Annotated in this window: 13 protein-coding genes; 8 read left to right on the top strand and 5 right to left on the bottom strand. The window is 64.9% G+C overall.

Going from position 1 to position 12,856, the window contains the following annotated elements:
• Window positions 1–33: 33 nt before the first annotated feature.
• A complete protein-coding gene (locus AB1411_08070) occupies window positions 34–1,020 on the bottom strand; it encodes an aldo/keto reductase (GenBank protein MEW6543553.1) in 987 nt (328 codons plus the stop codon).
• Between the two features lie 240 nt (window positions 1,021–1,260).
• Here AB1411_08070 and AB1411_08065 point away from each other — a divergent pair, with 240 nt between their 5' ends.
• Together AB1411_08065 and AB1411_08060 are read left to right on the top strand one after the other, a co-directional pair.
• Window positions 1,261–1,461, top strand: coding sequence for a hypothetical protein (locus tag AB1411_08065; GenBank protein ID MEW6543552.1), 201 nt, complete (start codon window positions 1,261–1,263; stop codon window positions 1,459–1,461).
• Complete coding sequence (locus tag AB1411_08060; protein ID MEW6543551.1) at window positions 1,458–1,856, top strand: hypothetical protein; 399 nt, start codon at window positions 1,458–1,460, stop codon at window positions 1,854–1,856. The genes AB1411_08065 and AB1411_08060 overlap by 4 nt, the downstream gene beginning before the upstream one ends.
• A gap of 27 nt (window positions 1,857–1,883) precedes the next feature.
• On the opposite strand, the gene AB1411_08055 is transcribed toward AB1411_08060, so the two are convergent.
• A complete protein-coding gene (locus AB1411_08055; protein MEW6543550.1) occupies window positions 1,884–2,252 on the bottom strand; it encodes a hypothetical protein in 369 nt (122 codons plus the stop codon).
• Between the two features lie 98 nt (window positions 2,253–2,350).
• On the opposite strand from AB1411_08055, the gene arsC reads away from it, so the two are divergent.
• The gene (gene arsC, locus AB1411_08050) at window positions 2,351–2,704 is read left to right on the top strand and encodes an arsenate reductase (glutaredoxin) (GenBank protein MEW6543549.1); all 354 of its coding nucleotides are present in this window, start codon (window positions 2,351–2,353) and stop codon (window positions 2,702–2,704) included.
• Between the two features lie 97 nt (window positions 2,705–2,801).
• Here the strand turns inward: arsC and rnd are convergent, their stop codons facing one another.
• Together rnd and AB1411_08040 are read right to left on the bottom strand one after the other, a co-directional pair.
• Window positions 2,802–3,986: a ribonuclease D gene (gene rnd / locus AB1411_08045; protein MEW6543548.1), complete on the bottom strand. Its 1,185-nt coding sequence runs from the start codon at window positions 3,984–3,986 to the stop codon at window positions 2,802–2,804.
• Between the two features lie 22 nt (window positions 3,987–4,008).
• On the bottom strand, window positions 4,009–4,617 hold the full coding sequence (locus AB1411_08040) for a DnaJ domain-containing protein (protein ID MEW6543547.1): 609 nt from the start codon (window positions 4,615–4,617) through the stop codon (window positions 4,009–4,011).
• A 153-nt stretch (window positions 4,618–4,770) separates the two neighbouring features.
• Here AB1411_08040 and AB1411_08035 point away from each other — a divergent pair, with 153 nt between their 5' ends.
• From AB1411_08035 to AB1411_08025, 3 genes are all read left to right on the top strand, one after another.
• Window positions 4,771–5,265, top strand: coding sequence for a c-type cytochrome (locus AB1411_08035; GenBank protein ID MEW6543546.1), 495 nt, complete (start codon window positions 4,771–4,773; stop codon window positions 5,263–5,265).
• 88 nt (window positions 5,266–5,353) lie between these two features.
• Window positions 5,354–9,028 (top strand): aldo/keto reductase, encoded by a 3,675-nt coding sequence (locus AB1411_08030; protein ID MEW6543545.1) that lies wholly within the window; start codon window positions 5,354–5,356, stop codon window positions 9,026–9,028.
• 218 nt (window positions 9,029–9,246) lie between these two features.
• Window positions 9,247–9,744, top strand: coding sequence for a DUF3365 domain-containing protein (locus AB1411_08025; protein MEW6543544.1), 498 nt, complete (start codon window positions 9,247–9,249; stop codon window positions 9,742–9,744).
• A gap of 58 nt (window positions 9,745–9,802) precedes the next feature.
• Here the strand turns inward: AB1411_08025 and AB1411_08020 are convergent, their stop codons facing one another.
• Complete coding sequence (locus AB1411_08020; GenBank protein MEW6543543.1) at window positions 9,803–10,999, bottom strand: chromosome condensation regulator RCC1; 1,197 nt, start codon at window positions 10,997–10,999, stop codon at window positions 9,803–9,805.
• A 169-nt stretch (window positions 11,000–11,168) separates the two neighbouring features.
• Between AB1411_08020 and AB1411_08015 the strand changes: the two genes are divergently transcribed.
• Window positions 11,169–12,221, top strand: coding sequence for a hypothetical protein (locus AB1411_08015; protein MEW6543542.1), 1,053 nt, complete (start codon window positions 11,169–11,171; stop codon window positions 12,219–12,221).
• Window positions 12,222–12,351: 130 nt separating this feature from the next.
• The gene (locus tag AB1411_08010; GenBank protein ID MEW6543541.1) at window positions 12,352–12,657 is read left to right on the top strand and encodes a PG0541 family transporter-associated protein; all 306 of its coding nucleotides are present in this window, start codon (window positions 12,352–12,354) and stop codon (window positions 12,655–12,657) included.
• The last annotated feature ends 199 nt before the right edge of the window (window positions 12,658–12,856 follow it).

The raw sequence follows: 12,856 nt of genomic DNA, 5'->3' as shown, positions 1-12,856 counted from the left end.
GGTCACCCTTCACCCATCACCCGTCACGGCTTTTTACGGCGGTCCCATGAACTCCGGCCCGACCGGCGTCGGGACAGCCTCGGCCACGATCCGGTTGATTTCCTGCTGCTCCTCGGCGGTGAGGCGCCAGTCTGCCGCGCCCACGTTCTCCTCGATCTGCTCCGGCCGGCGGGCTCCGCAGAGAGCGACGGTGACTCCCCGCTGGTCAAGGCACCAGCGGACGGCCAACTGTCCGACCGTCTTGCCCCTCCGCTTTGCGACCGTCGCCAACCGATCCGTGCAAGCCACGTAGTCCCGAAACCGCTCGCCCTGGAACTTGGGGTCCAGTCGTCGCACGTCGCCCTCGGTGAAGGTCTCGGTCCCCCGGTACTTCCCGGAGAGGAGCCCGCGGCAGAGGGGGCTATAAATGAGCGCGCCGATGCGGCGGGTCTGACAGAAGTCGAGCAGGCCGGTCTCCTGCGCAGCGCGCTCGAACAGGTTGAAGGGGGGCTGCAGGACGTGCACCGGTCCGACGGCGCGACATTGCTCGACCTGGGCTTGGGTGAAGTTGCTGAGCCCGATGAACCGGATTTTGCCCTGCCGCTGTACCGCGACAAGCGTTTCCATCGTCTCTTCGAAGGGGGTGGCGGGATTGGGCCAATGCACCTGGTAAAGGTCAATCACGCCGGTGCGCAGGCGCCTGAGGCTCTCTTCGACTTCGCGGAGAATGCGGGCCCGGCCGGAGTTCCGCCAGACCCTGGTGCGTGCTTCGTCCCACTCCAGCCCCACCTTGGTGGCGAGGATGAGCCGGTCCCGTTGGCCGGACTCGGCCACGGCCCGCCCGACCAGCTCCTCGGACCGCCCGTGTCCGTAGATCGGGGCCGTGTCAATCAGGTTCACACCCAGCTCGATGGCCCGGCGGATCGCGGCCAGGGACTCGCGGTCTTCCGCGCCTCCCCACATCCACCCTCCGATCACCCAGGTCCCCAGGCCGACGACCGAGGCTTTGAGGCCGGTGACGCCGAGCTCGCGATACTCCATAGGCCTCCTGCTTGGAAAACAGCGAATAGCCACCAGCGAACAGCTTCACTTCCGGAAAGAGTGTCCCGCCTTGGCTCGGCGCTGTTCGCTGCTCGCTCCGTTCTGCCGCGAATTCTAGAGAGGGGCTTCCGGCGAGTCAAGGAAGCGCGTCCCTTGAAATGACCGAAGCGGCTTCGGCATACTACGTGTCGGGGTCCGTGCGGAGACGAACGGGCGGGACGGATGGACGTGGAACGGGCCGTGAAGCTTCTCTTGGCTCTGGGAGTCGTCGCCCTTCTCGTCGGCTGGTTCTTCCTCTACCGTGGCGCCTCCGAGCGGCCCGAAGCCCAGTCCAGGCCGGTCGGCACGAGCGTCCTGAGCCACGGAGGGCCGGCCCCGGATCGTTCGGCCTCCCCCGCAGCCGGGAGGGAGGGGCTCAAGCAGAAAGGCGAAGAGCGATGAACGTTCGGCGCAGGGGCGGACTGATGGCCGGATTGATCCTGCTGTTGGCAGCGGGCCCCTGGCCCATCGCGCTGGCCCAGCAGGATCCCCTGGTCGTATTCGCGGTGGTGACCAAAGTTCCAAGGGACAAGAGCCGAGTGACCGCGCAGGTGTCCGAAGGGGGGCCGCCGAGTGAGGCGGTTCTGATCGCCACCGACTCCATCCTGGACAATCTCATCTGGAAAAAACTCGAAATCTGCCACGCGCTCCGGGTCGAGGCCTGGAAAACTCCCGATGGCTACCGGGTCGTCTCGGTCAGGGTGCTGGACGCGGGGATGCTGCCGATGACGCTGCAGGGGATCGCCGGCGACTGTCTCTTGAAAAAAGCGCTGGAGTTTGCGCCACAGATCGATTAGGGGTGCGGCGCGCCTTTCGGAATCGCCTTACGGCGTGCACTCGGGGCAATCGGTCCGCTCCTGCTCCGCGTTGGCCTCCTCGGACGTCAGGGGGAACAACTGGTCGCAGGTCCGGCACTTGCGGATCTCGAAGTAGGCTACGCCCTTCTCGTCGATTTCCGTCGGGAGCAGCAGCTCCACCGGATCGTAACCCAGCATCGTCTCGTCCGAAAACTTCACGATGGCGAGCCGGACGTTGAACAGTTCGAAGACCGCCTCCTGTCCCCGGCGTTCCGGATCATGACCGAGGACGAAGACCGGCTGGCCTTTCCGCTTCGTCCGCAGGTCCTTCAGGGTGCGCTGGGCGGCGCTGGCTGTCGCGAACTCTCCGCTGGAGCTGGTTCCCGCTGTCGGCATAGGTCTGAACAGGACGAGCAAGGCTGTTGAGTGCTTCTAACATGCGCTCGGGAACGAGTTCAAGCTCTGGAAAACTCGGGAGGATGAGGAGAAAGCCCATGGCGAAGCTGACGATCTATCAGAAACCCACGTGCAGCACCTGCCGGGAGGCCGTCAAGCTGGTGCAGGCCAGCGGCACTCCCTACGAAACCGTGAACTATTACGAGACGCCCTTCACGAAGGCGTCGCTCAAGAAGCTGCTGAAGAAAGCGGGCCTCGGCGCGAGGGAGGTCCTGCGGGCCAAGGAGGAGGTCTACAAGAAGCTCGGGCTGGCCAAGAAGGACCTGTCCGAGGACGAGTTGCTCGATCTGATGGTCAAGCACCCGGATCTGATCCAACGGCCGATCGTGGAACGGGAGGACCGGGCGATTCTGGCCAGGCCGGCGGAAACGGTCAAACGCCTGCTCGGATAACAATGCTGAATGCAGAACGATGAATGCTGAACGGTAACATCTGGAACTCTTTCGTTCAGCATTCCGCGTTCATCCTTCATAATTCATACTTCACGCTTCATCCTTGCTGCATCAGCCTGAGCTTCCCGGTCTTGGGGTCCACGCTGAGGGTCGTTCTGCCCCTGAGGATGTCCAGCAGGGCCTCCCCGGCCAGCTCCCGCCGCCAACCCTGCAGGATCGGAAGGTCCAGTGTTTCCCTCTCGTGCTTGGCCTCGACCAGGGCTTGGAGATCGGCGGAACTGGCCAGCAGGCTGGGCGCGATGTGCTCTTTCGAGGCGAGGGCCTTGAGCGCCGCCTGCAGGAGATCCACCAGCCCGGCCGCTTCCGGTTCGGGTCTGCCGGTCTTCGGCACCTCCGGCCATTCGGACTGGGGAACGGCCAAGCCGGCCTTGATCGCCGCCAGCATGGCCTCCCCGTTCCGCTCGACCTCCGAAGGATGGAGCCCCCGAATCGCCCGCAGGGCCGACTGGCTCGTAGGAGCACGGCGGGCCAGCTCCACGAGCCCCTCGTCGCGGACGATCCGCCCCCGCGGCACGTTCCGGCGACGGGCTTCCTCTTCGCGCCAGGCCGCCAACTCCCGCAACACGGCCGCCGCCCTGGGCTTCAGTCCCTCCCATCCCTTGATCCGTTGGTAGCGCAGCCGGGGATCCTGCGAGCCGTCGCTCAACCGGGTGCCCAGGCGGGCGAATTCCTCCCGCGCCCAATCCAGCCGGCCCAGGGACAGGAGTCGCGTCTGAAGATGCTCCCGGATGGGCAGCAGGAACTGGACGTCCTCCAGGGCGTAGGTGATCTGCTCGCGGGTCAGCGGGCGCTGGCTCCAGTTCGACAGGGTGTGGGACTTGTCCAGCTTCGCTCCCGTGATCCGCTCGACCAGGCTGGCGTAGGCCACCTGCGTGCCGTAGCCGACCATGGCGGCTGCGACCTGGGTGTCGAAGACGGGGGTCGGCACCTGCCCCATGTGGGCGAAGAAGAGCTCCAGGTCCTGGCGGCCCGCGTGGAAGACCTTCTCAATCCGGGGCTCGGCCAGGATCTCGGCGAAACTGTCGAGCGCGCCGATGGCGGGAAAGTCGAGCACGGCGCAGAGGTCCCCCGCCGCGACCTGGATCAATTCCAGGCGCGGCACGAAGCTGCTCTCGCCCACGAACTCGGTGTCCACGGCCAGCCGATCGTGCTCCAGGAGCCGGCGGCAGAGGGCGCGCAGGCTGTCCCGGTCGGTGACGTACTGTGGCGTGTGGGGCTTCACGAGAGGTTGGAGCCTGCCAAGTTCAGCTCTCCCGGGGCGGCTCGGTCAGGGTGGCGCTCCAGTACTCCTTGAGGTATTGATAGGCCTCGATGATGCGGCGCAGCTCCGGCTCGGCGCTCCGGTCGCCCTTGCGGACGTCCGGATGGAGGTCCTTGGCGCGCTGCCGGAAAGCGGTCGTGACCGCCCGCATCGGGCTGCCGTACTCCAACCCGAGGGCGGCGAAGGCCTCGGTCGGGCTGGTGATCTCGCCGCGGGGGCCGTCGGCGCCCGTCCCTCCCCCGCCGGCGGCCTTGAAAAAGTCGGAGAAGTTGATCCGCCGGCGGCGGCGCCTGGGCCGCTGGCGGATCTCGCTGTCGAACTCCTCGAGCCGGTCCTCGATGAACTCCAGACGCGACTCCAGCCGGAGGGCGCCGGACTGGTCCTGAACGGCGACCAGCTCCTCCTCGATCAGCGGGAGCATCCGGTCGATCTCGCCCAGCCCTTCCTCGATCCGGAAATAGGAGTCCACCCGCTCCAGCATCATGTGGTCCATCGCGAAGTCCAGGCTGTCCTCGGTGCGTCGCCTGAGGTCTTCGATCCGGCGGCGCATCCCCGCCCGGTACTTCGCCAGCCTGTTCGCATCAAAGGGCATGCCCTTCCCTTGCCGTCCGCTCTGCGAGGCGCGGGCGCATTGTAACACAATCGCCCGCGCCGGCAGGAGATGCACCGTTGCCCGGCCGCCGGCCCTGTGCTAGACTCCAGCGGTTTTTTCGGCCGAGGCTCACGACTTTTCTGTGGAGGGATCATGACGCGGAAGGTTCTCATGGCGGTCTGTGGAATGACGCTCACGCTGGCGGCCGGCTGGTGCCTGGCGGCCGATCCGTCCGGCTACGGCCAGGCGGGCGGTGAGTTCGACATCCGGGTTCCGCGGGTGCCGGCCGCCGAATTGGCCGAGGCCAAGGCGCTGAAGCCCCCGTTCCAGCCGACTCCGGAAATCCTCGCGGAGGGCAAGGCAATCTTCTTGGGCCGGGGGACCTGCTTCCAATGTCACGGGCCGGAGGGCAAGGGCAACGGAGGCGCCGCCAAGGTGCTCCCGATCCAGCCCCGCAACTTCACGAACCCGAAGTTCAGGACCCTACGGACTCCCGGCGAGCTCATGTGGGTGCTGAAGAACGGCAGCCTGGGCCAGTCCGGCAAGGTGCCGGGGACCGGCATGCTGCCCATCGTCGGCCAGTTCCTGAGCGAAGAGGATGGATGGAAGGTCCTCCTCTACGAGTTAAGCCTGGGCAGTTCGCAGTAACCGGGGGCGTCGCCCGTCACTCGTCGCTCGTGAAGCGTGAAACTGACTGCGGTTGACCGGCCCTTTCACCGGATGGTACGGTGGCCGCATGTCGAACGAGCAGCGCGCGCCCAACCGGCTGATTCACGAGACCAGCCCCTACCTCTTGCAGCATGCCTACAACCCCGTGGACTGGTATCCCTGGGGGGAGGAGGCGCTGCGCCGCGCCAAGGAACTCAACCGGCCGATCCTCCTCTCCATCGGCTATTCGGCCTGCCACTGGTGCCACGTCATGGAACGCGAGTCCTTCGAGGACGAGCGGATCGCCTCGCTCATGAACGCGCGCTTCGTCTGCGTCAAGGTGGACCGGGAGGAGCGGCCCGACCTGGACGAGATCTACATGCAGGCCACCCTCCAGCTCAACCACGGCCAGGGGGGCTGGCCCATGACGGTCTTTCTCACGCCCGAACAGGAGCCGATCTTCGCCGGCACCTACTTCCCCCCCACCGACCGGTGGGGCCGGCCCGGCTTCCCCACCGTGCTCCAGCAGATCGCCGAGTGGTGGCGCAGGGATCAGGACGGACTCAGGCAGCAGGCGGCGAGCGTGACCGCCCGTCTGCGCCAGTCCATGCAGGTCGGCTCGCCTCTGGCGGTGGGCGAAGAGGAGCTGGACGCAGCGGTCGCCCAGTTCGCTGAAGACTTCGATTCCCGGTACGGCGGGTTCGGCCAGGCGCCAAAATTTCCGCCCGCGACCGGCCTGTCGTTCCTTCTCCGTCGCCATGCCCGGACGGGGGACGGGCAGACCCTCCTGATGGTGCGGAAGACCCTGGACGGAATGGCGGCCGGCGGGATGTATGACCAGATCGGCGGAGGCTTCGCCCGCTATGCCACGGACGACCGGTGGCTGGTTCCCCACTTCGAGAAGATGCTCTACGACAACGCGCTTCTGGCCCACGTCTATCTGGAGGCCTATCAGGTCACCGGCGAGACCACCTACCGGCGGATCGCCGTTGAGACGCTCGACTATATCCTGCGGGAGATGACCTCCCCCGAGGGAGGCTTCTACTCAGCCACCGACGCAGACTCCGAAGGGGTGGAAGGCAAATTCTTCGTCTGGACGCCGGAGGAGATCGGCGAGGCGCTCGGGAACGAGGAGGAGGCCCGGCGCTTCTGTGCCTACTACGACATCACGCCGGGCGGCAACTGGGAACACAAGAACATCCCCAACACGCCCCGTCCGTTGGAAGAAGTCGCCAAGGATCTGGGCGTCGCGCCGGAGGAGCTCCACCGCTCGATCGAGTCGGCTCGACTGAAGGTCTACGGAGCGAGAAGGAAGCGGGTTCCGCCGGGGCTGGACGACAAGATCCTCACCGGCTGGAACGGCCTCATGATCCGGGCGATGGCGGAAGGAGCCAGGGTCCTGGGAGAACCTCGGTACCGGCTTGCGGCGGAACGGGCGGCGGATTTCCTCCTGTGCACCCTCTGTCGTCCGGACGGAGGGCTCTACCGGACCTATCGAGCCGGCAAGGCGCATCTCCTCGCCTGTCTGGAGGACTATGCCTTTCTCGCCGAGGGGCTGGTGGAGCTCTACGAGGCGGGAGGCTCGGAACGCTATCTGCGCGAAGCCGTCCGTCTGGCGGAGCGGATCACGGCGGATTTTGCCGACGAGGCCAACGGAGGGTTTTTCACCACCGCCGCAGACCACGAGACGCTCATCCTGCGCAGCCGGGAAGGACCGGACGGCGCCGCCCCGAGCGGCAACGCGGTGGCCGCCTCGGTGCTCGCCCGGCTCTCGTTCCACTATGGCCGCGAGGATTTCCGGGAAGCGTCGGCCAAGGCGGTCCGGGCCTACGGCCGGCAGATATCCAGATATCCCCGCGCTTTTACCAAGAGCCTCATCGTCGTAGACCTGCTCCTGCGCGGACCGGTGGAACTGGCCTTCGTCGGCAGGCCCGGCGAGCCGCGCTATGAGGCGCTCTGCCGCTCGGTCGGCCGCCTGTACCTTCCGAACCGGATCATCGCCCATCACGATCCAGCCGGTCCGAAGACGGACCATCCCCTGCTGCTCGGCAAGGAGCTCGTCAAGGGAGCGCCGGCCCTCTACGTCTGCCGGAATTTTTCCTGCCAGGCCCCGATCACCGATCCGAATGCGGTGGCAGAAGGGCTCAAGGAATCGGCCAAGGATCAGGGGGGAACGCCGAAGACGTTGCAAGGCTCCCGTCTCTCCGGTCAAGCCACGACCGGCGGGACCGCCGCCTATGCGGTTCGCTTCGTCAACCGGCCCGATGCGCCGCCGAGCGCAGCCTTGGGGTTTGGCCCGCTCGGCTCGACCGGGCTCACGACCAGCCGTCTCGGCTTCGGTTGCTACCGGGTGGGTCTGGAGGAGCCGGAGCACAGGCAGGCGTTGGTCAAGGCCCTGCGCGAGGGCTGCAGCCTCATTGACACCTCCACCAACTATGGCGACGGGGACAGCGAGCGGCTGGTCGGCGCCGTGCTGGCGGAGCTTGTCCGGTCCGGAGAGCTGAAGCGCGAGGAAGTCATCGTCGTCTCCAAGATCGGCTACGTGCAGGGGCAGAATCTCAAGCAAGCCGAGGCGCGCGAGAAGGCGGGACGTTCCTACCCGGAGATGGTGAAGTATGCGGAGGGCGCCTGGCACTGCGTGCATCCGGAGTTCCTGGCCGATCAACTGGCCCTTTCATTGGACCGGCTGGGTCTTCAGACGCTGGATGTCTGCCTCCTTCACAATCCCGAATATTTCCTCTCGGACGCCAAGCGGCGCGGCGGCGATCTGGCGCGTCTGCGGGACCAGTTCTACGCCAGGCTGGAAGCGGCCTTTGTCTTCTTCGAGTCCCAGGTCCAAGCCGGCCGCCTCCGCTGGTACGGCGTCTCCTCCAATACCAGCACGGCCGAGCCTCACGACCCGGAAGCCACGTCCCTGTCGCTCATGCTCGAGGCGGCGCGGAGGGCGGCGGCCACGGCCGGCAGCGACACCCACCATTTCGCGGTGCTGCAATGTCCGATGAACCTGTTCGAGTCCGGCGCGTGCCTGACGCCCAACACGGGACGGGATCAGAGTCAGACCCTGTTGGAGCTGGCCAAGTCGGAGGGGGTGGCGGTGCTCGTGAACCGGCCCCTCAATGCGATGCAGCCGAAGCGGGGCGGACAGGGGATGATGGTCCGCCTGGCGGACCTGCCGCTCGAGCCGCAGGTCGTCCCCTTCGACGTGCAGCGGGACAAGGTGGCGGCCTTGGAGCGTGAGTATCGCAATGACATCGCCCCGCTGGTCCCGCACCCGGGCCAGGGCCTTCCGCCCCGCGATTACTTCGCCTGGGCGGAGGAATTGCCCCGGCTCAGACCGCTCGTGCAAAGCCTGGAACATTGGAACCAGGTTGAAGCCCAGATGATCGCCCCCCACGTCAACCAGGTCCTCCGCGCCCTGACGCAGCACTTCAGCGGCGATTCGGGAGAGAAGTGGCACGACTGGCGGGAACGGTACCTCCCCGAGCTGCTCGCGCTCCTCGGAGAGTTACGGCGTGAGGCCACGGTCAAGAGCCGGGAGAAGACCGAAGCGGTGGCCCGGCTCATTGACCCGCTCCTGCCCGAGCTCCGACGGAGTGAGAGTCTGTCCCGGAAGAATCTCTGGATCCTCACCTCGACGCCGGGCGTCAGTTGCGTCCTGAACGGGATGCGCACCCCCGCCTACGTGGAGGACTCCCTCGCCGTCCTCCGCTGGGAACCCCTGCCGGACGTGCGGCCGGTTTACGAAGCAGTCGCGCAGGCGTAGCGGCCCAAGCTTGCAACCGGCGCGGCGCATTCGATCCGCCGCCTTCCCGTTTACAGCTCCTTGTCACCTCGGTGAAAGAAGGTGCCTTGACAATCCACCAAGAGGAGAGTAACCAAATTGTCCGTGACGCCCAATCTGATCAAACCTCAACCCGGGAGGTCGGTATGAAGTGGCGGGGTTGGGTTGGAGGAATGTTTTTTGCGGTTCTACTGCTGGTCATGAGCCTCGCTGCGCCGCTCGTTCCCGGGGCCGACACGCCCCAGGAGACGACGGTCAAGTATATACTGGAGACGGCGCAGGCCTTTCGCACGGTCTATTCCAAGACCATTGTCGAGCAGGCCGACAAGGTCGGAGTCAAGCCCACCGAAAACTGGGCGACTGAGGCGCACGGGATCATGTTGCCCGCTCAATTCGTGAAGGCGGCTGGCGCGGAGATCAAGAATTTCGACCTTGGGCTCATCGGTCTCACGCCGATTTACAAGTCCAACCTCCCGAAGACCAAGGCGGAAGCCGACGCCTTGCAGAAGATGATGGCCAATCCCGAGATCAAAGTCCTGACTTTCATGGACGGGAATCAGGTTAAGGGCGTGGCGGCGGACTATGCCATCGTCCAGGCCTGCGCGGACTGCCACAATCATCATCCGGGCAGTCCAAAGAAGGATTTCCGGCAGGGCGACTTGATGGGCGCGATCGTGGTCCGATTGAACGCGAAATGATCCCTTTGAGCGGATTCGCAGGGCGGATCCACATGGTCGGCTCCGCCCGCGCTCTCAGTCAGCCGCCCGATTCCGCCTTGGCCGCGAGGGTATTCTTGAAGGTCCCATCGCCTAGCTGGCCGTCCTCGTTCTCTCCCCAGCAAGTGACGGAGCCGCGGGTCAACGCGCAGGTGTGTTGCCCTCCGGCGGTAATGGCGACGATCTCGCCCGGGACTTGCAAGACGTCAACCGGGCGCTTCTGATCCGTGCCCGTCCCGTCGCCTAACTGTCCTTCGTGGTTGCTCCCCCAGCATTTCGCGTTGCCGTCGGTCATCAGGACGCAGACGTGCCGCCACCCGCTCGCTATGGCCTTGGCGCCGCTCGCCAACCCCGCAACGTCAACCGGCGCGGGGCGATCCGTCCTGGTGCCGTCGCCCACCGCGCCGTCGTGATTGCCCCCCCAGCACTTGACGCCGCCCGCGCTCGTGATGGCGCAGGTGTGCCGCCATCGAGCCGAAATCGCGGCGACTCCGCTCGTCAGTCCTACGACATCCACGGGAGCGGGGCTGTCGTTGTGCGTCCCGTTGCCCAATTGCCCGTCGTGGTTGTTTCCCCAGCACTTCACGCCCCCCGCGGTGGTCAAGGCGCAGGTGTGCCGCCATGCGGCCGTGATCGCCGTGACGCCGCTCGTCAACCCTTTCACGTCCACCGGGGTCACCCGATCCGTCCTGGTGCCATCGCCCAACTGGCCGTCGTGGTTGTTTCCCCAGCACTTCACGCCTCCGTTCGTGGTCAGGGCGCAGGTGTGCCGTTCCCCGGCCACGATCGCGGTGACCCGCGTCAGGAGTCCCACCACGTCCTGCGGGGTGTTGCGGTCAGTCTGGCTCCCATCGCCGACCTGACCATCGTGGTTGTTTCCCCAGCACATGATCCCTCCCGCCGACGTGATGGCGCAGCTATGGCGCCAGCCAGCGGTAATGGCCTTCGCGCCGCTGGTCAGGCCCGCCACATCAGCGGGTAGGCTGCGGTCCTCCCCCCGCCCATCGCCCAACTGCCCGTCGTGGTTGAACCCCCAGCACTTCACGCCGCCGGCCGAGGTCAGGGCGCAGGTGTGGCGTTCGCCGGCCTTGATCTCCACCACGTCGGTCAACAGGTGCGCGGGGGGGGCAATTCCAACACAGGCAGACAGGGCCAGGGCGGGGGAAAGCCACAAGCCGACTTTCATCTGGCGCTCACGATGGCGGTTCAGGCCTTGCAAAACGACGAGAGGAGTCATGGCTGTCCTCCATTCTCTCTCTTTAGCTCCGCGTTGTCCAGAGAATGAAACCCCAGGTGCGTATTTTTAAGTTGCATCTTAGGACTCTTCCCTAATTGTACGCTAGGTGCTACCCTAGGGCCGATCCTTTGCGACGTTCCGCTGAGATGCCACGTTCGAGGTGAGAACCGTGAAGTGGCGCGTCCTGCTGTTGTCCATCGTATCGGTCGCCTCGCTCGTTTCGGCGGCGGGCGCGGCTGAGGACGTGCTGGATTGGGCGGCGACGGTTCACTGGGTCCCCACGGAAGAGGAGATCAAGAAGTACCGGAAGAGCTGGAATCCGCTGTCGCACGGTCCGATGCTGATTTCATCCCCGGACATTCAGCCCAAGGGCCAGTGGTACATCCGCCCTTTGATCTTCTCGCAGATCGGTGAGAGCAGTTTCGGCAACCAGTTCCGTCTTGCGACGGACCCCAATCGTGGCCCCCTTCACCTGTACAGCGTTCAGTCCCCCTTCATCCAAAGCGCCTATGGCGTCACCGATCACCTGGAACTGGTCGGGCAGACGTCAATAGGGGGGTTCTGGTCCAACGAGAACGGCCGGTCGAAAAACGACTTTGGCGTTGGCGATTCCTCGATTATCCTCAAGTACCGGCCGATTGTGCAGGACCCTGATTCCTGGGTGCCGAGCATCAATTGGTTCAATCAGCTCTCGCTCCCCACGGGGAAATGGTTTGGAACGGAAAAGACGCCCGGCGGGTTTTCTCCCATCGGCCGGTTTCCCTCGACTCGCTCCGGGGAGGTCAGCATGACCACCGGGATCGCCTTCCGGAAGAACCTGAAGCCGTACCGGTGGAGCGGCGGGGTCTACTACACCTACTCCACTCCCGGCTTGAAGAATCCTCAGGGCGAGGCATCTTATTTCGGCGACTTGATCAATACCCGTCTGATCTTCGAACACATTCTGAGCGACAAGCACGGGTTCGGATACAATCTGGAGTTCGTCACCCTCCACGGACTCACGAGCCGTCTCGACGGGCACAACATCAACTCTGGACAGAAGAGCGGGTTTTCAGTGATCGGCGTAGAACCTTCCATCCAGTATCGGATTGGGGATACGAACTTCTTGATCGCCGGCGGCGTCCTGTTCACGCTCGCCGGCCAGAATGCCACCAACTCGTTTTACCCGAACTTTTCCCTCTTCTATTATTGGAGCAAGTCCGGCAAGGTCTTGATGCGGTGAGCGCCTCGCCCATCGGTAGGAAGGAACGAACGCTTGACACGATGTTCACGATAGATTACAAAATTAAAAGTATATTGACGTTCTACGTCCAAACGGCCACCCGCTGATCAAGCCAGAGGAGGAGCCAGCCATGAAGATGCTCATGGTCATCTATCGGCGCTCGCTCGATCAGGACATCCGGCATTTGCTCAAGGGGCTCAACGTCCGGGCGTTTACGGAAGCGCCGAAGGTGCTGGGGATGGGCGAAGCGGGACACGCCTTCGACTCGCTGGCTTGGCCGGGGCACAACGTCATGATCCTGTCGGCCATGCGGAACGAAGAGGCGGAGCACGTCGTGGCGGAGCTGAAGTCGTTTCGCGATCATCTGCAGGGCCTTCAGGATGGAGCCAAGGTACCACTCCGCGTCTTCACCCTCCCCTGTGAGCAGGTGATCTGAAGCTTAACGGGCCCGTAACAGAGACATAACAGAGATGCGGTAAGGCCTCTCCGTGATTCAAGCTGCCCTGCGCAATCCCTATGCGGTGGTCGCGATCAGCCTGATCGTGGTGATCTTGGGGGTGGTGTCCTTCCAGAACATGGTGGTGGACATCTTCCCCGAGATCAACCTGCCGGTGGTCGCGGTGGCCACCTTCTAC

This window comes from Nitrospirota bacterium (assembly GCA_040757595.1).
GTDB lineage: Bacteria > Nitrospirota > Nitrospiria > Nitrospirales > Nitrospiraceae > JBFLWP01.
This window is presented reverse-complemented; position numbering and strand designations above follow the sequence as displayed.

Excerpts from the sequence above, each read along its gene's own strand:
- AB1411_08070 (MEW6543553.1), bottom strand. The coding sequence starts at position 1,020 with ATGGAGTATCGCGAGCTCGGCGTCACCGGCCTCAAAGCCTCGGTCGTC.
- AB1411_08060 (MEW6543551.1), top strand. The coding sequence starts at position 1,458 with ATGAACGTTCGGCGCAGGGGCGGACTGATGGCCGGATTGATCCTGCTG.
- AB1411_08055 (MEW6543550.1), bottom strand. The coding sequence starts at position 2,252 with ATGCCGACAGCGGGAACCAGCTCCAGCGGAGAGTTCGCGACAGCCAGC.
- arsC (MEW6543549.1), top strand. The coding sequence starts at position 2,351 with ATGGCGAAGCTGACGATCTATCAGAAACCCACGTGCAGCACCTGCCGG.
- AB1411_08040 (MEW6543547.1), bottom strand. The coding sequence starts at position 4,617 with ATGCCCTTTGATGCGAACAGGCTGGCGAAGTACCGGGCGGGGATGCGC.
- AB1411_08035 (MEW6543546.1), top strand. The coding sequence starts at position 4,771 with ATGACGCGGAAGGTTCTCATGGCGGTCTGTGGAATGACGCTCACGCTG.
- AB1411_08030 (MEW6543545.1), top strand. The coding sequence starts at position 5,354 with ATGTCGAACGAGCAGCGCGCGCCCAACCGGCTGATTCACGAGACCAGC.
- AB1411_08025 (MEW6543544.1), top strand. The coding sequence starts at position 9,247 with ATGAGCCTCGCTGCGCCGCTCGTTCCCGGGGCCGACACGCCCCAGGAG.
- AB1411_08020 (MEW6543543.1), bottom strand. The coding sequence starts at position 10,999 with ATGACTCCTCTCGTCGTTTTGCAAGGCCTGAACCGCCATCGTGAGCGC.
- AB1411_08010 (MEW6543541.1), top strand. The coding sequence starts at position 12,352 with ATGAAGATGCTCATGGTCATCTATCGGCGCTCGCTCGATCAGGACATC.